This is a genomic window from Streptomyces sp. NBC_00443 (genome assembly GCF_036014175.1).
Lineage (GTDB): Bacteria > Actinomycetota > Actinomycetes > Streptomycetales > Streptomycetaceae > Streptomyces.
The window spans coordinates 4,063,970-4,084,978 of record NZ_CP107917.1 but is presented as its reverse complement, the minus strand read 5'-3'; the positions used below and the strand labels follow the sequence as shown (position 1 = coordinate 4,084,978).

Here is a 21,009-nt window from a genome sequence, read left to right as displayed (position 1 = left end):
GGCCGACTCGGCTCAGGGTCTGGTTTCGGCCGACTCGGCTCAGGGTCTGGCTGGGGTCCGGTCGGCCCGACGCGAAGCTGGAGCCGTCCGCGGGGGCGGCTCTGCCCGCTCCGTCACGCGTTGTCAGTGCTGCCCCGCACAATGGATCCCGCACCGCGAAATGTGAGCGAAGGGCGGCGGGACCCGTGAGCGTGTGGGACGACCTGGTGGGACAGGAGAGGGTGAGTGAGCAGCTGGGTGCTGCCGCTCGGGACGCTGATGCCCTCGTCACCGCCGCTGCCACCGGCGCGCCGCCCCCCGAGGCGTCCAAGATGACGCATGCCTGGTTGTTCACGGGTCCACCCGGGGCGGGCCGGAATCAGACGGCGCGGGCCTTCGCCGCCGCGTTGCAGTGCGTCAGTCCGGACAGGGCGCTGGGCGGCGCCCCGGGTGCGGCTTCTGCGACGGGTGCCATACGGCACTCGTCGGCACGCATGCCGACGTCAACACCGTCGCCGCCGTCGGCGCCCAGATCCTCGCCGACGACATGCGGGACACCGTCCGCAAGTCGTTCACCTCGCCGGCGAACGGCCGCTGGCAGATCATCCTGGTCGAGGACGCCGAGCGGCTGAACGAGAAGTCCGCCAACGCCGTGCTGAAGGCAGTGGAGGAGCCCGCCCCCCGCACGGTCTGGCTGCTCTGCGCCCCTTCCGTCGAGGACGTCCTCCCCACCATCCGCTCCCGCTGCCGCCACCTGAACCTGAGCACGCCCTCGGTGACCGCCATCGCCGACATGCTCGTACGGCGAGAAGGCATCGAACCCGAAGTCGCCGCCGCTGCGGCCCGCGCCACCCAGGGCCACGTCGACCGGGCTCGCCGCCTGGCCACCGACCCCGCCGCCCGCGATCGCCGGGCCGCCGTGCTCAAGCTGCCGCTCCGGCTCGGCGAAGTCGGCGCCTGCCTCAGAGCTGCACAAGAGCTGGTGGACGCCGCCGCCGAGGACGCCAAGCAGCTCGCCGAGGAGATGGACGCCAAGGAGACCGAAGAGCTGAAGGCGGCGCTGGGCGCGGCCCAGGGCGGCAGGATGCCGCGCGGCACGGCGGGCGTGATGAAGGACCTGGAGGACAAGCAGAAGCGGCGCCGTACACGCACCCAGCGCGACAGCCTCGACCTCGCCCTGACCGACCTCACCGCCTTCTACCGCGACGTCCTCGCCCTGCAGCTCGGCTCCCGCGTGGCCCTCGCCAACACCGATGCCGGGGACGCCCTGGACCGCCTCGCGCGCGACAGTTCCCCGGAGTCCACGCTCCGCCGCATCGAGGCGATCGCCGCCTGCCGCGACGCCCTCGACCGCAATGTGGCGCCTCTGCTGGCGGTGGAGGCGATGACCATGGCACTCCGAGCGGGCTGAACCGCCGGGAGGGCCGTCGCCCCGCCGCCTGGCCGTCCCGGCCGTCCCCCGGCCAGGTACCGACAAGTGATCAACAGAAGGTTGACCATGTAACACGTACGAGCCGCGACGCGCACGCACAGCATCCAAACCACTGCACAGAGTTACGCTCGCCAAATGCACACCAGGCGCAGCTCTCCAGTCATCCCGGACCCGAGCCCCAGCGGGCCGGGCCCACGCCACCGCCGCTCGACCCCACGGCGGGCCGGCACGCTCGGCACCCTTCTCGCCGTTGCCGCGCTGCTCGTCTCCGCCTGCTCCTCCGGTGGGGCGCCCGACGCGACGATGAAAACCGGAAGTCCGGCGGCCGGGGCGGCTCTTGCCGCGCTGCCGAGGGCGACGCCGGCCGCGCTCACGCCGTACTACGCACAGAAGCTGACCTGGCACAGCTGCGGGGTGCCCGGCTTCCAGTGCACGACCTTCAAGGTGCCGCTCGACTACGCCAAGCCGGACGGCGGGGAGACCCGTCTCGCGGTGGCCCGCAAGAAGGCGACGGGACCGGGCAAGCGGCTCGGGTCGCTACTGGTGAACCCGGGCGGTCCGGGCGGTTCGGCGATCGGCTACCTCCAGCAGTACGCGGGGATCGGCTACCCGATGGAGGTGCGGGCCCAGTACGACATGGTCGCGGTCGACCCGCGCGGCGTCGCGAGCAGTGAGCCCGTCGAATGCCTCGACGGCCGCGAAATGGACGCGTACACGCAGACGGACTTCACGCCCGACGACGCCAAGGAGACCGGTCGGCTCGTCAGCGCGTACAAGAAGTTCGCGGAGGGCTGCGGAGCGGACGCGCCCGGCCTGCTCCGGCATGTCTCCACTGCCGAGGCGGCCCGGGACATGGACCTCCTCCGTTCGGTGCTGGGGGACGAGAAGCTGTCGTATGTGGGGGCGTCGTACGGCACCTTCCTCGGGGCGACGTACGCCGGGCTCTTCCCGGACCGGGTGGGCCGGCTGGTCCTGGATGGCGGGATGGACCCGTCCCTGCCCGCTCGCCGGATGAACCTCGACCAGACGGCGGGATTCGAGACGGCGTTCCGGGCGTTCGCGCGGGACTGCGTGCGGCGGCGGGACTGTCCGCTGGGCACGAAGGCGAACGAAGTCGGCAAGAACCTCAAGGCCTTCTTCGAGAAGCTCGACGCGCGGCCGATCCCGACCGGCGACGCGGCCGGCCGTGAGCTCAGCGAATCCCTCGCCACCACCGGCGTGATCGCGGCGATGTACGACGAGGGAGCCTGGGCCACCCTGCGCGACGCCCTGTCCGCGGCGATGCGGGAGAACGACGGCGGGGGCCTCCTCGTCCTCTCCGACAGCTACTACGAGCGCGACTCCGACGGCCGCTACACGAACCTGATGTTCGCCAACGCGGCGGTCAACTGCGTGGACCTCCCGGCGGCCTTCTCCACCCCCGAGGAGGTACGCGCAGCCCTCCCCGCCTTCGAGAAGGCGTCCCCCGTCTTCGGCAAGGGCCTCGCCTGGGCCACCCTGAACTGTGCGTACTGGCCGGTGGCGCCTACCGGCGAGCCGCACCGCATCGAGGCGAGGGGCGCGGCCCCCATCGTCGTGGTCGGCACCACCCGCGACCCGGCCACCCCTTACCGCTGGGCCAAGGCCCTCTCCCGCCAGCTCTCCTCGTCCCGCCTCCTCACCTACGACGGCGACGGCCACACGGCGTACGGGCGGGGCAGCTCGTGCATCGACAGGACGATCAACGCCTATCTCCTCCGGGGGACGCCGCCTGCTCGGGACAAGCGCTGCTGAGAATGGCGTGGCCGGAGGGCCCGGGGCGTGGAGCCCGGGCCCCGGAGTACCGTCCGGAGGTCCCGGAGCACTTGGCTCCGGGGCGCGGGTCGAGCGGGTCGGCGGGCGATCGGCGGAGGTCGGGAGGGGCACGGGAGGGGCACCTGGGAGGGCCGCCGAGGGTTGGGGCGGGCCGGGTAGGGGCCGGTACGGAGCACCCTCGGAAACTGTGTAGACTTACCGACGTTGCTGATCGCACCATAGTGCGGACAGCGCGCCGCCTTAGCTCAGATGGCCAGAGCAACGCACTCGTAATGCGTAGGTCTCGGGTTCGAATCCCGAAGGCGGCTCCGGCAAAGGCCAGGTCACATATTTCGTGACCTGGCCTTTTGTGTTGGTCGGGGGGCACGCGTCACACGGTCGGAGTGCCGCGAACTGGCCTGCGTGAGCGGAGTGGCCTGGGGCCTGCCCTCCCTGCCGGTCCTGGCGTTCAACGCCCAGCAGGTGAGATGCCCTTGAACAGGCCGAAGGGCTTAAAGGATCATGGCCGCTCATTGTGTCGTCAGCTGAGGGGGCAGAGCGAGTGGGCGAGCAGTTACCCAGACTGAGGCCGGTCCTTGAGTCGATACCTGGCTACCGGCCGGGGCGCTCCGTGGCGTCCTCCGGCGCGCGGGCCGGCGCCGTGTACAAGCTGTCCTCCAACGAGAACCCCTTTCCGCCGCTCCCTGGCGTGCTGGAGCGGGCGCTCGTCGGTGCGGACAGCGTCAACCGTTATCCCGATCTGGCCTGCGGGGAACTCGTCCGTGAGCTCTCCCGGTACCTCGACGTTCCGGAGTCCCACATCGCGACGGGCACGGGATCCGTGGGCGTCACACAGCAGCTGCTTCAGGCAGTCGCCGAGCCGGGGGACGAAGTCCTTTATGCCTGGCGGTCGTTCGAGGCGTATCCGGTGCTCACGCAGATCGTGGGGGCGGACTCCGTGCGGGTCCCGCTCACCACCGGGGCGGCGCACGACCTCGCCGCGATGGCCTCCGCGATCACCGATCGCACCAGGCTCGTCTTTGTCTGCAACCCCAACAACCCCACCGGAACCATCGTCCACCGAGCGGAGCTGGAACGCTTCCTCGACAGAGTTCCCCCTGACGTGCTGGTGGTTCTCGACGAGGCGTACATCGAGTTCGTCCGAGACGACGACTTTCCCGATGGGATCGAGGTGTACCGGAACCGCCCCAATGTCTGTGTCCTGCGCACCTTCTCCAAGGCGTTCGGGCTCGCCGGTCTGCGAGTGGGCTTCGCCGTGGCACACGAACCTGTCGCGGTGGCGCTGCGCAAGACGGCCGTGCCGTTCGGGGTGACCCGGTTCGCACAGGACGCGGCCATCGCCTCACTGCGGGCCGACGGCCTGATGCGGGAACGGGTCGCCGCGCTCGTGGCCGAGCGGGACCGGGTGACGTCGGCGCTGACGGAGCAGGGATGGACTGTGCCTCCGTCCCATGCCAACTTCGTGTGGCTCGCCACCCGCGAGCGCACGGCTGCCTTCACCCAGGACTGCGACGACGAGGGAATCCTGGTGCGCTCGTTCGACGGCGAAGGCGTGCGGATCAGCATCGGGGAGCGCACCGCGAACGACCGCTTCCTCTTCGCAGCGAAGCGTTTTCGCAAGGAGACGTTCGGCTGACGCACGTGGAGCGAGGACTTGGTCGCCGCGTCGGACGATCTTGAGGTAGTCCTTGGCGGCGCCAGCGTCTGCCGGTCGCCGGAGGCGAGGCGGTTCTGCCGGCCTGGGTGGTTCCTGCCGCGCGGAGGTGGCGGACGACTCGCTGCCGACCGGGACACCGCGGCGTCCCGGGGCGATGGCGACCGGCCCCGTTCGGTCAACCCTCGGCCGCCGCGATCCGGCGTCGGACGGCGCCGCGCAGGGCCCACTGCCCGGCGGCCGCCACACCGCACAGCGCGGCGCACGTGTACCAGAGCGCGGGGGCTCCTGCCTCCAGCAGACGGGTGCCGCCGAGCGGCGCCGTGAACGATCCGAGCCCCCAGGCCAGTCCGTACAGGCCGTTGTACCGGCCGCGCAGGTCCACCGGTGCCAGGTCGGCGACCAGGGCGGAGCCGAGCGAGGTCAGCAGGACCTCGCCCACCGTCCAGACAGCGACCGCGCCGGCGTACCCGGGGGTGGTGGACACCCAGGCCGTGGCGGCGTTGCCGACGCCCATCAGCACCATGCCGAGGACCAGCCCGTGAGTGCGGTCGACATGCCCGAGCCGGTGTCCCATCAGCGGTTGGAGCACCACGATGGTCAGGCCGTTGAGGGCCATGACCAGGCCGTACGAGGACGTGGGCAGGCCATGCCGCTCCATCGCCAGGGGCAGGGTGGTCAGGGCCTGCATGAAGACGAAGGCGCACAGCAGGGTCAGGAGCACGAAGATGACCATCACCTGATCCCGCAGGGCGTCGGTGGCGCGCCCCTGGCCGACCCTGGTCTGCCGGGCGGGCCCTTCCGGCACTCCCCGCCAGACGAGCAGACCGAAGACGGCGCAGCTCAGCGCGTCGATCCAGAACAGCGTGAGGAACCCGTCCCTGGCCAGTGCCCCCCCGAGAGCCATGGACAGGGCGAAGCCCAGGTTCACCGCCCAGAGCAGCATCCCGAAGGCCCTGGGGCGGCCCTCGGGCGGGAACAGGTCGGCGACGATCGCCTGGGACGCGGGCCGGAACAGGTCCAGGGCGACGCCGAGAAGGAACACCACCACGACGATGACGGCGGTGCTTTCGGTATAGCCGAGGGCCAGCATGAGCGCGCCCGTGGCCAGCATGCCGCCGCTCAGCGCGACCCGACGGCCCCAGCGGTCCGTGATCAAACCGCCGATCGGCTGGGAGAGCACCCCTCCGATCCCCAACACCGCGAGAACGGCACCGACCTCCGTGGCGGCCAATCCCCGCTCGCGACTCAGATAAAAGGAGAGAAAGGGGATGACCATCGTGCCGAGTCGGTTGATCAGGGTGCCTGACCAGAGAATCCAGAAAGGTCCGGGAAGGCCACCGAATCTGGCCTGAGTCATGGCTGAAAACCGCTCGAATGTGGCGGGATTTCGCTTGGTCCGCATGGGTGGAAATCTTCGCACGATAGTGACTCGACTGTCGACGTCGGCTGCTGGCGAGCGGCATTCCGGATGGTGAGATGCCAGGTTGACAGGCCTTATGGGGCAGTGAAGGATGCATATTGTTCCGACAGGTACGGGGGAAATAGTGGGAACCAATTCTTACGCGACGGGGAAGCCGCATGTCGTTCTCGTGGATACCTATGAGACGGCATCGCACGGCGTTCCGCAGACCGCTCGCCATATAGCGCCGGCATTTAGACGGGCCGGATTTCCCTGCGTACGGATCCAGAGTTCTGCCGAGCCGCCCGCCGTGTACCGGTCGTCGCGCCCGACGCTGGAGAACTACGCGGCGAATATCGTGCACGACGGTGATCTCGACCAGACCCTGAAGGAACTCGCCCCGTACCGGCCGGTCGCCGTGATGGCCGGCGGCGAGTACGGAGTGGCTTTCGCCGACGTCCTGAGCGAGGCTCTCGGACTGCCGTCCAATGGCACCAGGCTCAGCGAGGCCCGCAGGGACAAGGCCGCGATGGCCGAGGCCGCACGCGCCGCAGGCCTGCTCACAGCACGGCACCTGCGTGCCGAGAACGAGGCCGAACTGGTGGACTGGCACCGGGAGATCGGCGGCCGGATCGTCGTCAAGCCGATGCGCAGCGCGGGCGGGGACGGCGTCTCGTTCTGCGACACTCCGCAGGAGTCGGCCACGGCCTTCCGTCGGCTCATCGGGTCCGACGACATTTTCTCCGCACCCAATACGGCGGTCCTCGCCCAGGAATACCTGGTGGGTACGGAGTACATCGTCAATACGGCGAGCCTCGACGGCCATCACCACGCCGCCGAGATCTGGCGCAGTTCCCGGTACTCCGTCAACGGGATCACGGACCTGTCCGGCGCGTGCTACATCGTGCCGCGCCGGGGCGAGGTTCAGGATGCGCTGGTCCAGTACGCCTTCGACGTGCTGGACGCGCTCGGCATCCGGTACGGCGCGGCGCATGTGGAGCTCAAGATGACCCCGCAGGGCCCCTGTCTCATCGAGGCGGGCGCCCGGCTGTCCGGCGGCGACCTGCCGTACTACGCCCAGCTGGCCACCGGCGAGTCCCAGCTTGATTGGGCCGTTGACGCCTATGTCCGCCCCCGGCGCTTCCTCGCTCGCCGGGGCGAGCCCTACGCGATTGACCGGTTCTTCGCCTGGGTGGCGCTCATTTCCCCGGTCGCCGGAAGGCTTGCGGGCTACCCCGACCTCGACCGGATCAAGTCGATGGAGAGCTTCCGGGAAGTCTGGGAGCTGGTGCGGCCGGGTGACCGGATCGTGCCGACCATGGACGACACGACGTATCCCGTGATCGTCAATCTGATGCATGAAGTGGAAGAGATCGTCCACCGTGACATGGGGACGATTCGATATCTCGACGGGGTGGGTTTCTATGAAATCGAGCAGTGATTATTCCCTCTTCCTCTCGTATGTGAGAGAGAGCTGACCGTGACTGCACAGATCGATGCACAGATCGATGGTTATGAGCAGGCGGCAGCATTTTCCACGGAAATCACCCCGGCCGTTCGTTACCGCTCCGCCGCTACACTCGCGGACGATCCCGCAGGTCTGACCTGCAGCGTCACCGTGGGAATGCGGTGGGCAGCGGCACACGGACGAACGGGCCGGCTGTTCGGCTACCCGTCCTTCGAACTCGCCGCCACGTCGGTGAAGGACGGCCGGCACGACGCGCTGCTCGTCGCCGGCGCATACCCGGAGATCCGCTCCTTCTTCTTCGACCCGCAACTGCGCGCGGTCGAGGCGTTCGTCAGCACGCTGCCCGACATGGTCCTTGCCGCCCCGGAGGAACATGCAGCCCTCCACCGCTTCGACACGGTCCACTACCACCCGGCGACCCGAGTCCTGTTCGAGGCCGGTGTCCAGAGCCGCACGGACGACGCGGTCCAGGCCACCTCCAACAGCGCGGCCTGCCGTGGCGCCCTGGAGAATCCCCGTACAGCGGCCGCCATAACCAATCAGACCTGCGCAGACCACTACGGTCTCAAGACCATCGAGGTGCTCTCGGCCGGTACGCCGATGAGCTTCGTCGTGTTCGAGCGGAGGGAACAGCAGTGACGTCCGACCTTCTTCGCACGGCCATCGCCGTCGACAAGTCGATGGACGCGGGAGCGGTCGCCAATGCCTCCGCGATCGTCATGGGCCAGTTGGCCCGCCTCGAAGACCGGATCTACGCGGACGACGTGCGCGACGCCGACAGCGCGCTGCACGCCGGCATCCGTTTCAACACCCTGGTGCTCTCCGGCCGGAGCAGTCACCTGACCGCTCTTGCCCAGGCTGCCCGGGCCGAGGGACTGCCCACCGTGCTGTTCACGGCTCAGGGCCAGTCGCTCAGCAACTCCTTCGACGCCTACCGGGACCTGGTCGCCCGAGCGGCGCCGGGCGAACTGGGCGTCTGCGCGGTCGGCGTGGTGGGGGAGCACGAGCTGGTCCGCACTCTGACCAATCGCTTCAGTGTCTACCGCGGCTGACGCTCCGTCGAACAGATCGATCCATGACCTCTCGGGCCGCGGTTGGTGATGCCGCGGTGTGTCCCCGAGGCCTGCGGGGGCAATGCTGCTGCGGAAGTTGGCGGACCGTGGCCCAGGGGGCACGACAGGATGGACCCATGAAGCTCACGAAGAATTCCCACGCCTGTGTCCGCCTGGAGAAGGACGGCCGAACCCTTGTCATCGATCCGGGCGGGTTCTCGGAGCAGGACGCCGCGCTCGGCGCCGACGCGATCCTCGTGACACACGAGCACCCCGACCACTTCGACGAGGCACGGCTGCGCGCCGGCATGGAGGCCAACTCCGGCGCGCAGATCTGGACCCTGAAATCGGTCGCGGAGCAGCTGACCGCCGCGTTCCCGGGCCGTGTCCACACCGTCGGCCATGGCGACACGTTCACCGCTGCGGGATTCGACGTCCAGGTCCACGGCGAGCTGCACGCCGTCATACACCCGGACATCCCGCGCATCACGAACGTCGGCTACCTAGTACAGGGCGACGACGTCGGCACGGTCTTCCACCCCGGCGACGCCCTCACTGTCCCCGACCACCCGGTCGAGACGCTGATGCTCCCGGTGCAGGCTCCCTGGAGCAAGATCTGCGAGGTCATCGACTACGTACGCGAGGTCAAGCCGCGCCGTGCGTATGACATCCACGACGCGCTCCTGTCCGACCTGGCCCGCCCGATCTACGACCGGCAGATCGGTGGGCTCGGCGGCACGGAGCACCTGCGCCTGGCCCCGGGCACCTCGGCGCAGCTCTGAAGTCCTGTCAGACTCCGAGGTCGTCAATGAAAGCGATCTTCGGCAGTTCCAGCGGGTAGAGGCGTGACCTCTCGATGGCGATCCAATCAATCAATGATTCGATTGATTCAAGCGCGTCATCAGGATCGGCCAACTCGGACATTAGCGCCAGTATGTTCCGCGCGGCTGCCGCCTTTTCGGGATAATACTTTCCGAAGAGGTCGCAGCACATGTCCGGGTCGCGCGTATATTCTTGCTGCCGTTCGGCAACCAATTCCAGGCCGGCGCGCAGTACTCGCTTCACAAGTCGCAAAATGAGCGTTCGCGCAAAAGTCTCGGTGGCGCCGTCAACGGCGCCACAGACCGTTTTGAGATCGAGTTCGAGATTAAACAGATGACTGAACGCTTCCGCATCAATCGGATAGGGGGCGATCCGCGGCGCGAAGTCTTCTCCGTACACCAGAGCCGATTGCGTCTTGATGTAGAAGCCGCTTTTGCGGTCCGTGAGTATTGTTGTCGCCGATGTTATGGCGAGGTCGATGTCGACGACGGTCGAGTGCCGACTGCGCGTACGATCCGCGGCCTCCTGCATCCACACCCTGTCGAACGCGTGCTCCTGGTGCGTCACGGCTATGAGGTCAATGTCCGAACGTCCCCACACGGCTGTTCCGGTGGCCACTGATCCTCTGATGTAAACGCTGGCAAGATCTTGGTAGCGTAACCTGCATTCATCCACCAGACTCTCGATGAGGGGGCGCCATTGCGGCCCCACCTTCTCGGCGTCGGCAAGATTTATCAGATGGCCGTCGGAATCAAGGGGAATGAACACTAGTCAATCCTCGCTGTGAGCAACTGGCCAGCTGTGGCTGTCACCTCGAGAAGCCGGTCGTTCTCCGCTGCGGTGCCTATGGTTACGCGGGCGGCTTCGGGAAAGTCGCGTATGAGGACCCCGCCGGCCTTGCAGTGCGCCGCAAAGGCAGCGGGATCCGCCATGGGGAGCCAGAAGAAATTCGCCTGAGACACTGGGGCCCGGGGCGCAAGTGCCTTCAGCGCCGGGTACATCCGGGCGCGTTCCGCGGTGATGAAGTCGACGCGGCGGCGTACCTCTTTCTCCTGGTCGAGCGCGGCGAGCGCGGATACCTCGGCGAAGGTGCTTGTGGCAAAAGGGGCCAGGAGTTTGCGCATGGCGGTGGCCACTTCCGGCGCGGCGGCCAGCCATCCCAGGCGCAGACCGGCCAGGCCCCACGCCTTTGACATGGTGCGGAGGATGACTACGTTGCGCCGGTCGCCGTACTCGACCAGCCCGTCCGGGACGTCGGGGTCGGTGACGAACTCGCCGTATGCCTCATCCAGGACGACCAGGACCGATTCCGGGACCGAGTCGATGAACTTCGTGAGCTCTGCGCGGGTGACGGCGGTGCTGGTGGGGTTGTTGGGATTGCAGATGAGCGCCACACGGGTGTCGGCGGTGATCGCCGCCGACATCGCGTCGAGGTCCTGACGGAAGTCGGCGGCGCAAGGCACCTGTACGGGACGTATGTTGCCGCCCACCGCGGCGACCGGATATGCCTCGTAGGAGCGCCAGGGGAAGACGAACTCCTGGCCGGGTTCGCATACTGCCTTCAGCAGCAGTTCGAGGAGATAGACGGAGCCGAAGCCGGTCACGATCCGATCCGGTGTCACACCGTGGCGGTCGGCCAGGGCGTTGCGCAGGGCCACGGCCGCCATGTCCGGATAGCGGTTGGAGCCGCCGGCGGCGGCGATGATGGCCTCGAGGACACCGGGCAGCGGGCCGAAGGGAAGCTCGTTGAGCGCGAGTCTTGCAGCGTCGGGTGCCTGCGGGGCACCGCTGCTGTCGAGCGGGATGGGGCTTGGCAGGTAGGACGGCAAGGCGTCCAGTTCCGGCCGGGTGAGCTGCGCTTTCAACGGTCCTCCTGAGACGGGTGAACTCCGGTGCGATGGGCAGGTCGCTGAGGGCAGCGAGGTCAGACCGGAGTGGGCACAGGCACCACGGGCATGCGGGACGCCTCGGTGGTCCACGCCCCGTCGACGTGCTCGATGTAGTCGTAGAGGGGCTGGAACTGCACGCGCGCGCTTTCTTCGGATGCCACATAGCGCTGTGTCTTGAGGGCGACGTCGTGCGGAATCGGCTCCAGCGGCCCGAGCCCCGCCGACAGCACCTGCGCCTTGCACGCCCTTTCCAGGGTGATGTAGCGCCAGGCCGCCGCCTCCACCGAGGCCCCGACGGTGAGCAGGCCGTGGTACTTGAGGATCAGGGTGTTGAGGTCGCCGAGCGCCTCGGCGGTTGCCCGGCCGTCCTCGAACGTGTGGGGTAGGCCGCCGAACTCGTGGTCCACCGCCTGGTCCTGGTAGAAGGCGCAGGTGTCCTGGCTGGTGACGGGGAGGATTCTGCCGGTGCTTGCCCAGATGCGTCCGTATGTGGAATGGAAGTGCGCCGAGGCCACCACGTCCGGTCGTGCGGCATGCACGCTGGAGTGCAGCACCAGGGCACCTATGTTGACCGGGTGGCGACCCGCCAGCACGTTGCCCTCGTAGTCGAGCAGGACGAGGTCGTCGACGTCGACCATCGACAGATGGACCCCGACGGGGTTCACCCAGAACGTATTATTCACTTCCGGGTCCCGGCAGGCGAAGTGCCCGGCGAAGCCCTCGCCTTCGTCGTAGCCCCAGAGTGAGAAGAGGCGGAGTGCGGCGATCAGCTGGGTCAGCCGGTGCTGCCGCTCCTGAGCGATCGACCGAGTGATCTCGGGATCGTCAGTGTCGTTCACCAGGACGATCGAGCCCTTCATCGTGTTATCCCGTCGTTGTTGGATGGATTGCCGAGGTGGAACGTGCGGTCCGGCCGGCAGGGCGTGATCGTCGTGGGACGACCGACGCAAGGGGTGGGCGCGAGGCGGCGAGCCGTTGCCGGAGCAGCGAGGGGCGGGGTTGAGGTCCGGCGCCCCGCCATCCGGCCGGCGCTTGAAGCCGCAGGGTCACGGGGCGTACCGAAGGGTCGGCCGTCTCGTATGCGTGCCGTCCCGGGCTGTGGCCACAAGGGAAGGGAGCTCGCCATAACGGGGCGGGCAACGAGCGCATCACCGGCCTGATGGAGGTCCGGTTCTCTCGAAGTTCCGGTGCTTCTTGGCCAGTTGAGAGGTAACCGGGCTCGAAGGAGCCTCGGCCCCGTCGGGAGGGCGGCTCAGCTGGTCGAGACGTTCGCGAAGATCTCGGGGAACGCGTCGACGAGGGCCTGCCTCATGGCCAGCTGTACCGTCTCGAAGTCGCCGTCGCCCGGGACCGAGACGAAATCGGTGAACTCGGGGAGGTCCAGGTACGCGGCCCGGAAGGTCTCGAGGAACTCCGGGTCCTCCTCGTCGATTCCGCGCACATTGATGCGGCGAACCGCTTCGGCCGGGGAGACGTCCAGGAAGATCGTGAGATCCGGCTTGGGCGCTCCTCCGAGGAGCCTGCGCAGGAAGTCGACGCTGCCGACCCCCTCGGCCTTGGCCAGGGCGTACTGACAGTAGACGAAGCGGTCGACGATCACGACGTCCGGGGATGTCGTGAGGTTCTCCGCGAGAGCGGTGACCCGGGCAAGCTGGGAGCAGGAGGAGACGAGGCGCATGGTCTCGCCGCCGATGAGCTCCAAGTGGTCTGCGAGCCCCTCCTGTTCGGCTATGAGGTTGAGTGCCTTGCGTACGGGGGCCATGGTGAGGCTCCGGTGCGCTTGGCCCGGAACGCCTTGTGAGCGTAGCCATTCGCCGAGCATGCGCACCTGGGTCGACTTGCCGGCTCCGTCCAGGCCCACCACGGCCACGAGTCGCCCGGTTCTCGATCCTGGCCCCGCAGGGTTTTGCTGTGCGCGCACTTGTACCGCCTAGTGAAAGTGTTCCGTCACCAAATACTGACCGGCCTGGTGTGCGGCTTTCGTGAGGGAAGGCGAGAACCAAGGATGCGGATACCTGTGAGGTGAATCCATGGTTCTGAAGTCGTGTCCCCCCGCCGACACCTGAGTGAACCTAGATCCTTACGAGCGACGTTGTAAACCGATTACCGGATGGCGTCTCGGTTAATGAGACGCGGGTGGCTGAGAAGTGGTGTCTCGATCTGATTGTTTTCTTGATTTCTGCTGGCCAGGCGCCATCTGAACGGGAGGTGTGCGATAGCGGCGGTGTCGGTGGAGCAGCAGATGGGGGGCTATGTGCGGGCGGCAGATCTATGGGAGGAACTCGCCCGATTTGTTGTGGAGTTGGGGGCCGTCGGTCAGCGGACGGCAGCCGACACGCTCAGGTGTGGAAGTGTGTTGACGGCTAATGCCGGGTCTGCTTAGTGTGCTCCCTCGTTGCTAATCTCGGCGGCGACCCGGGTGAAACGTCTCCGTTTTGCCGTCTGCCGCCTTGGATTCTTCTATTCCGGATTCTCGCAGCGCCGCGAGAGGCCGCTCCAGCCATCGCCTTTTAAGCAGCGTGGCTATCTTCACGAGCATCTGGTCCGTCGATTTGAGGGTGGCCTTTCCGTGTCTGAGTACTTCACTAGGAGTTGCATTGACAGCGCAGTTGCCCGTTGACGACTGGGGAGTTGGCGCGGCCGTCGCCCGGCGTCTCGTCCTCGCCGATGCCGCCTACCAGTACACGCTCGCGCCGGTCGCGGACGCGCCCGTACTCGTGGCGGAGCTCGCACCCGAAGAAGGTGCCGGCACGAAGGCCGTGGAGTACCTGCGCCAGGGGGACACCGTCGCGCGAGCGGTAGCGGTGCTCGAGGCCACGGATGGGGCCAGGGCGCTCGCCCTGCCGGCCGAGCCCCTGGCGACGTGGGCCGGTACAAGGCTCGACGAGGCTTTCACGAACCACCTGCGCACCGCCTTGGCGGCGTCGGGCCAGGCTCCGGATTCCGGTGCCACGGACGAGGCGCTCGCGGCGCTCGGTCCGGTCATGCTGCTCCGTACTCACGCCGGCGGGCAGCAGCCGTATACGGAAGTACTGATGTGTACCCGCATACGTGCCATCGGGGCGCTGTTCGTCCGCGTCGCCCAGTTCGACCATGCAGCCGACGTCGGCCTGGGTGAGCTCGTGACGGCGGCGTTCAAGCACCGCACCGAACTCGAGGACTTCGTCCGCATCGAGGGCAACGCCTATCTGGGATACGAGAAGGACATCGAGATCGAGGAGAAGATCACCCTCGTCGACGACGCCTCCATCTGGCCCCTCACCAAGAGCATGTGGACGGCCGTTGAGAACGGGGACTTCCCCGGGTTCGTCACCGACCCCGGATACGAGCTGAGCCGCTGGCACTTCGTGCAGTACAACTTCGAGGTGCTCGCGCCGGACGACGAGGTCGGCCATTACGCCTTCCAGGAGCGTGCGGACGGCACGTACCGGCTCAAGATGAAGAAGTTCGCGAAGGACTCCCTGCGCCGGGTCGAGACCTTCCGCAACGGCCTGGAGATTCCGGGCGCCGACTTCGAGGGCTACCTGGCCCGGGAGTTCCCCGACCTGAGCTTCAGGCGACTGCCGGGGCTCCGGCGTACGAAGTTCGACATCAACGTCCAGTCCCTCACCACTGGGCACTGCTTCGGCATCGAGACGGACGAGATCACCCTCAGCGACGGCTCCGGGCGCAAGATGCGGCAGGTGGAGACGGAGTACCTGGAGACCCGCCGGCACTCCGGCATGAACGGGTCGTCGATCGACACCGAGCTGGGCCGTCTGACCAGTCTGGTCGAGGCGCATCTGGCGGGCCTCGGCATCGCCGCCAACCGTGGCCTCTACTCGAAGTTGTCCTTCCTGCGCGACTGTTCGCAGCCCGCCGACCGCTGACGGCCATGGAGCCCGCCCGCGGCACAGATCGCGGCGGCCGTGACCGCCTCCTCCCTCAGAATCCGGCTGGACCGTAAGGACGTGCGGCGTGAAGACAAGTCGAAGGGGGATCCGGTCCTTCCACGACATCACGCGGAGTGATGTTGATGTGAGGCGCCCCATCGTGACGCTGTTCAGCGGTGGGCTGGACAGCACGTACCTCCTGCACCGCCTGGTGCAGGCAGGCGCCACCGAGGTGCACGCTCTCGGCGTGGACGTCGGTGGCGACGAGCAGCCGGAGCAGATCCGGCGGATCGCCGACCAGCTGGGAGTACGGCTCCATCTGGTCGACGGACGGGCCGCGTTCGTGGAGGAGTTCGTCAAGCCCGCGATCGCCGCGCACGGCGTGTACCTGGACACCCACCCCGTCAGCTCGTCCCTGAGCCGGCCGCTCATCGCCCGTACGGCCGTGCAGGTGGCACGGGACCTGGACGCGCAGATGATCCTGCACACCGCCAACCGCTCGCAGAACACGCTGCGCCGACTGAACGGCGCCCTCGAACAGCTCGGGTTCCAGGGGTACTTCGGTACCCCGTACGACCTCGACCCCGTGGGCCGGGAGATGAAGATCAAGGAGCTGCGGGCCATCGGCCTGGACGAGATGTCCGAGCGCTCGGCCAGCGGCGACTCGAACCTGTGGTGCCGCGAGTTCGAGTCCGGCAGCCTGGACGATCCGGAGAACCACGAGGTACCGGAGTCCTACTACCGGTGGAGCGCGACGCCAGGGAGCCTCGGCACGCAGGACCTCGAAGTGACCTACCGCGCCGGAACACCGGTCGCCGTCGACGGGCGGGAACTCCCGCTCATGGACATCATCGAGCTGCTCAACCGAACGGTCGGAGCACACGGCCTCGGCCGCCACACCGGCCTGGAGCACCTCGCGGACGGAATCAAGGTCCTCGAAGTGCGGGAGATGCCGGCGGCCTGGCTGCTGCTGGCGTCCCGCCGGCACCTGGAAACGGCGGTGCTCGACGCCGAGGCCCTCAGGGAGAAGATCCACGTCGAGCAGATCTGGGTCCGTGAAGCGCTCGAAGGACGCTGGTTCGGCGGTCTGCGAGCGGCGTGCCAGGCCTTCGTCACGGAACTCGTGGCCCCGATCACCGGAACGGTGCGCTGGCGTCTGGCAGGCAGCCGGACCTCCACCGTCTCCATCGTCGCCGCCGACCCCAAGTACGTGCGCAGCAGGGAGGACTGGGAGTTGGCCGCCATCAGGGAAGAGCTCTCGCACCTGGGCGGAGCGGTGCACGACGGGAACGGAAACAGGAGCGGACAGTGGTAGGGCCCCAGCGAAACACCCAGTCGGCCTCCGGGCGCCTGGTCGTCATCGACGCGAGCGTGCGCACCGCGCGCAGCGCGCACACCCTAGGCTGCCACACCGTCTTCGTCCAGCGTCCCGGCGCCCCGGTGCACGACCTGGTCGACGACTTCTCGGGCTACTACAGCGTTGATTTCACGGGGGAGACGTTCAAGGAATTCGTCCTGGAGGTCCTGCGTCCGCTCGCTCCCACAGCGGTGGTCTCGCTCAGCGAAGACGGCGCCCTGCCGGCCGCGCTCGCGAACTCCCTCCTCGGCACGCCCGGCACCACGGCCGACGTGCTGCGCCGACTCACGGCCGACGCGGTGGGCGGTGAGGCCGACGACACCGGGGATCGGCACGCGTACACCTTCAGCGAGGCGGGAGCACACCGGTGGGTGGCGCTCGTCGACGACGGAATACAGCCGACGCTGCCCGAGCACGTCGTCCCGGAGCGGCGGCTGACCGTCGGTGACCACGACGCCGTCGAGGCGGCCCTGACCGGGTTCCTCGACGCGGCGGGCCTGCAGAACGGTCCCGCCCGCATCCGGCTGCGGAGCCGGGACGGCGAGGTGCGCGTCCTCGGGGCCACCCCGACCCCGGGCACGGACACGGAGGCCGAGCTGGTCGGGCGGCTCACGGGATTCGACCTGGTGCGCGCGTCCCTGGGCCGGGCCCTCACGCTTGCCGGCGACGACGCCACGAGCCCCGCCCGCGCACAGGAAGGGGTCACCCGATGACGAAGACGACCGCGCTGTTCATCAACAATCACCCGTACGCGCACTTCGACCGCGGCGGTACGCACATTCTGCCGACCTCGGAGATCGAGATCCACATGGTGGCCCGCCAGCGAGTCCACGGCGGCGTCAGCGGATTCGCCGACCACCCCCTCGACCACGTCGCGCTCTGCGACGCAGACGATGAGGCCCGCTGGCGCGAGATCTGCGAGTGGACGCTGCGCAACCACCCCATCAGCCGGGTCATCGCCGTGCATGAGCGGGCGGTGCTCCTCGCTGCTGAGATGCGCTCGAAGTTCGGCCTTGCCGGGATGGACCACGAGACGGCGACCCGCTTCCGCGACAAGGTGCGGATGAAGGAGGCCGTACGGTCGGCGGGCGCCGCGGCCGTTCCCGACTTCGCCCCCCTCGACAGCGTCGAGGACCTGGCGAAAGTGGACTGGGCCACCGGCCGCAAGGTCATCAAGAGCCGCTGGGGCCTCGCCGCGAAAGATCTCTACATCGTCGAGTCACTGGAGGATGCGCGGCGCGTCGTCGGGGGTCTGGACCTCTCCGGAACGCACTACGAGGTCGAAGAGTTCGTCAAGGGCCAGATCTACCACTGCGACTCCGTCGTGCGCGACGGGCGCATCGTCTTCCGCAGCGTCGGCAAGTACCTGGCGGATCCCGCGAGTTACCGTCCGGGCTCCGTCTTCGGCACCGTCCTCGTGGGTGAGGGAGAGCTGCACCGGCGCATCACGGCACTGAACGCGAAGGTGCTGGCCGCACTCGGGATCCAGGACGGCACCACCCACCTGGAACTGTTCCGCACGGAGGCGGACGAGCTGGTGTTCTGCGAGGTCGCCGGGCGCCCGCCGGGCGGCATCATCCCCCCGGTCATCCAGGCGCAGTACGGCTTCAACATCGTCGAGACGCAGATCCGCATCGACGCCGGGCTCGACATCTCCCTCGGCTCCGCACCGGCCGCCGTGGAAGGAGGCGGCACGAGTGGATTCATCGCCTTCTACCCCGGGGGCGGCGACGCGCGGGGGATCGACGCCGACCGGCTGGCCGCCCTGGGCGTCGTGGAACACCTCACGCACAGCGGCGCGGGCAACGGCCGCGGAGGCGTCCGGCATTCGACGGACTTCCTCGACTCTTACGTGGTAAGGGCCCCCGACGACGAGGCGCTGCTGCACCGGATCGCCCGAATCGAGGCCGAGTACCGGCGGTGACGGCCTCCCGCGGTACGTCTCCTCTCCCCGCGGAGCGCGACAGCTGCGCCCCGACCCATGAACGAAAGATGTGGCATGCCTGACTTCGACCTGATCGGCATCGGCACAGGGCCGGCGAATCTGAGCCTCGCGGCCCTGTCCGACCCCCTGCCCGAGCTCCGCACCCGGTTCCTGGACGCCAAACCGGAGTTCCGGTGGCACCCCGGACTCATGCTCCCCGACTCCCAGTTGACGGTGACGTACTTCAGGGACCTCGTCACGCTCGTCGACCCGCGGAGCAAGTTCTCCTTCCTGAACTTCCTCGTCGAGTCGGGCCGGGCGTTCAGGTTCCTGGAGGCGAACGGTCTGAGCTGTTCCCGGCGCGAGTTCGAGCAGTACTACCAGTGGGCGGCCGCGCAGATTCCGTCCCTCCGGTGGGGCAAGCGCGTCGAGTCCGTGTCCCTGACCGACGACGGCTTCCGGGTCACCTCCGCGGGCGGTGACACCAGCACGGCCCGCAATCTCGTCCTCGGATCAGGGTCCGAGCCCCGCCTGCCCGCCTTCGCGAAGCCCTTCGAGGGCGAGCGGGTGGTGCACAGCAGCAACCTGACCGTGACCCGCCCCGAGTGGAAGGGGCGCCGGGTTCTGGTCGTCGGGGCGGGGCAGAGCGGAGCCGAGGTCGTCAACCACATCCTGTCCGACGAGGACGGCCTTCCCTCTTCCCTGACCTGGACCTCCAGCCGCATCGGCTTCCAGCCGCTGGACGACTCGCCCTTCACCAACGAGTGGTTCTCGTCGGCCTTCGCCGGCTACTTCAACGGGCTTCCCGCCGCGCGCCGCGCGGAGATCATCCGCGAGCAGCACGACGCCGGTGGAGACGGCATCACCGACGAGCTGCTGGACTCCGTCTACCGGCGGCTCTACCACCTCGACCACGTCCTGCGGTCCGGGCTGCGCCACCGGCTCCTGGCGTGCCGACGGGCGGTGGACCTGGAGCAGAACGGATCCGAGATCGTCGTCGACCTGCACGACGTGAACCGCGGGGACGTCGAACGTTTCCCGGTGGACCTGGTGATCTTCTGCACCGGATACCACAGCCCGATTCCTGAGTACCTCAAGCCGATCCAGGACCAGTTGTCGATCGAGGACGGCAGGTTCGGCGTGCGGCCGGACTACTCCCTCGAGTTCGACGGGCCGCAAGACCTCAGCATCTACGTCCAGGGCTTCGCGGAGAGCACCCACGGCATCAACGACACGCTGCTCAGCCTCGCGTCCTGGCGCAGCGCTCGCATCGTCAACTCCGTGCTCGGACGCGAGGCGTACCGCGTCGCCGACGGGGCGACCACGGTGGTCTGGCAGTAGCGCCTCACATCCGAGCGGTTCTTCGGACCGCGCTCAAGGGGGAGATCATGAGTACCGACAACGCCGTGGCGAAGGCGCTGTTCGACCGGACGAGAGTCACGCGCAACGACGAGCTCGTGTTCGTGGCGAAGCTGGCCGTGGCCCTGCTGCTCAGCTGTCTCGGCGGGTTCCTCGCCCTGACCTCCGGCCTGCTCGGCGCATCCACCGGCGTTCTCCTGCTCGCCGCGATGTACACGCACATGGTGGAGCTGCAGCATCAGTGCCTGCACCACTCGGCCTTCCGCAGCAGCTCGCCGCACCGGCCCGTGGGATTCCTGCTCGGACTCCCTCTGCTCTCGGCGTACAGCCACTACCGGGTTCAGCACCTTCAGCACCACAAGTACCTGGGCACGCCCGACGACTCCGAGTTCTTCGGCTTCGACACGCGTGCGCCGCTGACCTGGGGGGCTCTGCTGCGAGGCACGCTCAGCCCCGCGCGGCTCCTCCAGGTCGTGGTGGACGTCCTCAAGAGCTGCCGGGGCAACTGGACGTACACGATGGGACAGATCGCCGACCGTGCCCGCCGGCAGGTCATCACCGAGTACCGCCTGTTCGCGCTGTACATCGTCGGGGCCGCGGGACTGTCCGTCGGGGGGTACGGCCACGCTGTGCTGATGCTGTGGGTCCTGCCGCTCCTGCTGTCGGTACCGATCCACTTCCTCCTGGAGCTGCCCGAGCACGTCCTGTGCGAGACGGACAGCACGGATGTGCTGCGCAACACCCGCACAATCAGCGGCAGCTGGTTCAGCCAGTGGTTCACCAACGGCAACAACTTCCACGTCGAGCACCACGCGTCGATGGTGGTCCCGATCAACCGCCTTCAGGAACGTCATCCGGTGGCCAAGGAACACGCCGTGCACACGGACGACAGCTACGTGACCTTCTACACGAAGATCATGAGAGAGGCCAACCGCAACCGCAGGCAGCGCCGCGCGCTGGACACCGCCGTCAAGTAGGTTCGGGCGGCCCTTCCGGGAGAAACTC

17 protein-coding genes, 1 tRNA gene and 1 pseudogene are annotated in these 21,009 nt (G+C 68.0%); 14 read left to right on the top strand and 5 right to left on the bottom strand.

Going from position 1 to position 21,009, the window contains the following annotated elements; genetic code table 11:
• The first annotated feature begins 185 nt into the window (after positions 1-185).
• The 4 genes and pseudogenes from OHO27_RS18205 to hisC all read left to right on the top strand — a co-directional run bounded on the left by OHO27_RS18205 (position 186) and on the right by hisC (position 4,841).
• Positions 186-1,390 (top strand): annotated as a pseudogene (locus OHO27_RS18205) (DNA polymerase III subunit delta').
• 156 nt (positions 1,391-1,546) lie between these two features.
• A complete protein-coding gene (locus tag OHO27_RS18200; RefSeq protein ID WP_328425197.1) occupies positions 1,547-3,184 on the top strand; it encodes an alpha/beta hydrolase in 1,638 nt (545 codons plus the stop codon).
• A gap of 255 nt (positions 3,185-3,439) precedes the next feature.
• Positions 3,440-3,513 (top strand) — tRNA-Thr (locus OHO27_RS18195).
• Between the two features lie 233 nt (positions 3,514-3,746).
• Entirely contained in the window at positions 3,747-4,841 is a 1,095-nt protein-coding gene (gene hisC, locus OHO27_RS18190) for a histidinol-phosphate transaminase (protein ID WP_328425195.1), read from the top strand.
• Between the two features lie 196 nt (positions 4,842-5,037).
• On the opposite strand, the gene OHO27_RS18185 is transcribed toward hisC, so the two are convergent.
• Positions 5,038-6,282, bottom strand: coding sequence for an MDR family MFS transporter (locus tag OHO27_RS18185; RefSeq protein WP_328425193.1), 1,245 nt, complete (start codon positions 6,280-6,282; stop codon positions 5,038-5,040).
• A gap of 169 nt (positions 6,283-6,451) precedes the next feature.
• Between OHO27_RS18185 and OHO27_RS18180 the strand changes: the two genes are divergently transcribed.
• From OHO27_RS18180 to OHO27_RS18165, 4 genes are all read left to right on the top strand, one after another.
• Positions 6,452-7,702 (top strand): ATP-grasp domain-containing protein, encoded by a 1,251-nt coding sequence (locus OHO27_RS18180; RefSeq protein WP_328425191.1) that lies wholly within the window; start codon positions 6,452-6,454, stop codon positions 7,700-7,702.
• A gap of 39 nt (positions 7,703-7,741) precedes the next feature.
• Complete coding sequence (locus OHO27_RS18175; RefSeq protein ID WP_328425189.1) at positions 7,742-8,368, top strand: hypothetical protein; 627 nt, start codon at positions 7,742-7,744, stop codon at positions 8,366-8,368.
• Entirely contained in the window at positions 8,365-8,781 is a 417-nt protein-coding gene (locus OHO27_RS18170) for a DUF2000 family protein (RefSeq protein WP_328425187.1), read from the top strand. Before OHO27_RS18175 ends, OHO27_RS18170 begins: the two co-directional genes overlap by 4 nt.
• A gap of 137 nt (positions 8,782-8,918) precedes the next feature.
• Positions 8,919-9,563: an MBL fold metallo-hydrolase gene (locus OHO27_RS18165; RefSeq protein ID WP_328425185.1), complete on the top strand. Its 645-nt coding sequence runs from the start codon at positions 8,919-8,921 to the stop codon at positions 9,561-9,563.
• A 7-nt stretch (positions 9,564-9,570) separates the two neighbouring features.
• On the opposite strand, the gene OHO27_RS18160 is transcribed toward OHO27_RS18165, so the two are convergent.
• From OHO27_RS18160 to OHO27_RS18145, 4 genes are all read right to left on the bottom strand, one after another.
• Positions 9,571-10,371 (bottom strand): nucleotidyltransferase domain-containing protein, encoded by an 801-nt coding sequence (locus tag OHO27_RS18160; protein WP_328425183.1) that lies wholly within the window; start codon positions 10,369-10,371, stop codon positions 9,571-9,573.
• Entirely contained in the window at positions 10,371-11,468 is a 1,098-nt protein-coding gene (locus OHO27_RS18155; RefSeq protein WP_328425181.1) for a histidinol-phosphate transaminase, read from the bottom strand. The genes OHO27_RS18160 and OHO27_RS18155 overlap by 1 nt, the downstream gene beginning before the upstream one ends.
• Before the next feature lie 59 nt (positions 11,469-11,527).
• Positions 11,528-12,352, bottom strand: coding sequence for a class II aldolase/adducin family protein (locus tag OHO27_RS18150; protein ID WP_328425180.1), 825 nt, complete (start codon positions 12,350-12,352; stop codon positions 11,528-11,530).
• 392 nt (positions 12,353-12,744) lie between these two features.
• Complete coding sequence (locus OHO27_RS18145; protein ID WP_328430476.1) at positions 12,745-13,353, bottom strand: dTMP kinase; 609 nt, start codon at positions 13,351-13,353, stop codon at positions 12,745-12,747.
• A gap of 736 nt (positions 13,354-14,089) precedes the next feature.
• On the opposite strand from OHO27_RS18145, the gene OHO27_RS18140 reads away from it, so the two are divergent.
• The 6 genes from OHO27_RS18140 (at position 14,090) to OHO27_RS18115 (ending at position 20,981) form a co-directional block, all read left to right on the top strand.
• A complete protein-coding gene (locus tag OHO27_RS18140) occupies positions 14,090-15,361 on the top strand; it encodes a hypothetical protein (RefSeq protein WP_328425179.1) in 1,272 nt (423 codons plus the stop codon).
• An 88-nt stretch (positions 15,362-15,449) separates the two neighbouring features.
• Positions 15,450-16,679, top strand: a complete 1,230-nt coding sequence (locus OHO27_RS18135) for an argininosuccinate synthase-related protein (RefSeq protein ID WP_328425178.1) — start codon at positions 15,450-15,452, stop codon at positions 16,677-16,679.
• Complete coding sequence (locus OHO27_RS18130; RefSeq protein WP_328425177.1) at positions 16,673-17,434, top strand: hypothetical protein; 762 nt, start codon at positions 16,673-16,675, stop codon at positions 17,432-17,434. The genes OHO27_RS18135 and OHO27_RS18130 overlap by 7 nt, the downstream gene beginning before the upstream one ends.
• On the top strand, positions 17,431-18,645 hold the full coding sequence (locus OHO27_RS18125; RefSeq protein WP_328425176.1) for an ATP-grasp domain-containing protein: 1,215 nt from the start codon (positions 17,431-17,433) through the stop codon (positions 18,643-18,645). Before OHO27_RS18130 ends, OHO27_RS18125 begins: the two co-directional genes overlap by 4 nt.
• 75 nt (positions 18,646-18,720) lie before the next feature.
• Positions 18,721-19,986, top strand: a complete 1,266-nt coding sequence (locus OHO27_RS18120) for a lysine N(6)-hydroxylase/L-ornithine N(5)-oxygenase family protein (protein ID WP_328425174.1) — start codon at positions 18,721-18,723, stop codon at positions 19,984-19,986.
• A gap of 47 nt (positions 19,987-20,033) precedes the next feature.
• Positions 20,034-20,981: a fatty acid desaturase family protein gene (locus tag OHO27_RS18115; RefSeq protein ID WP_328425172.1), complete on the top strand. Its 948-nt coding sequence runs from the start codon at positions 20,034-20,036 to the stop codon at positions 20,979-20,981.
• Positions 20,982-21,009: the final 28 nt, after the last annotated feature.

What these genes read in the sequence shown, in the direction of transcription:
- OHO27_RS18200 (WP_328425197.1), top strand. Translation starts at nt 1,547, where the DNA reads ATGCACACCAGGCGCAGCTCTCCAGTCATCCCGGACCCGAGCCCCAGC.
- OHO27_RS18165 (WP_328425185.1), top strand. Translation starts at nt 8,919, where the DNA reads ATGAAGCTCACGAAGAATTCCCACGCCTGTGTCCGCCTGGAGAAGGAC.
- OHO27_RS18150 (WP_328425180.1), bottom strand. Translation starts at nt 12,352, where the DNA reads ATGAAGGGCTCGATCGTCCTGGTGAACGACACTGACGATCCCGAGATC.
- OHO27_RS18125 (WP_328425176.1), top strand. Translation starts at nt 17,431, where the DNA reads ATGACGAAGACGACCGCGCTGTTCATCAACAATCACCCGTACGCGCAC.
- OHO27_RS18120 (WP_328425174.1), top strand. Translation starts at nt 18,721, where the DNA reads ATGCCTGACTTCGACCTGATCGGCATCGGCACAGGGCCGGCGAATCTG.
- OHO27_RS18115 (WP_328425172.1), top strand. Translation starts at nt 20,034, where the DNA reads ATGAGTACCGACAACGCCGTGGCGAAGGCGCTGTTCGACCGGACGAGA.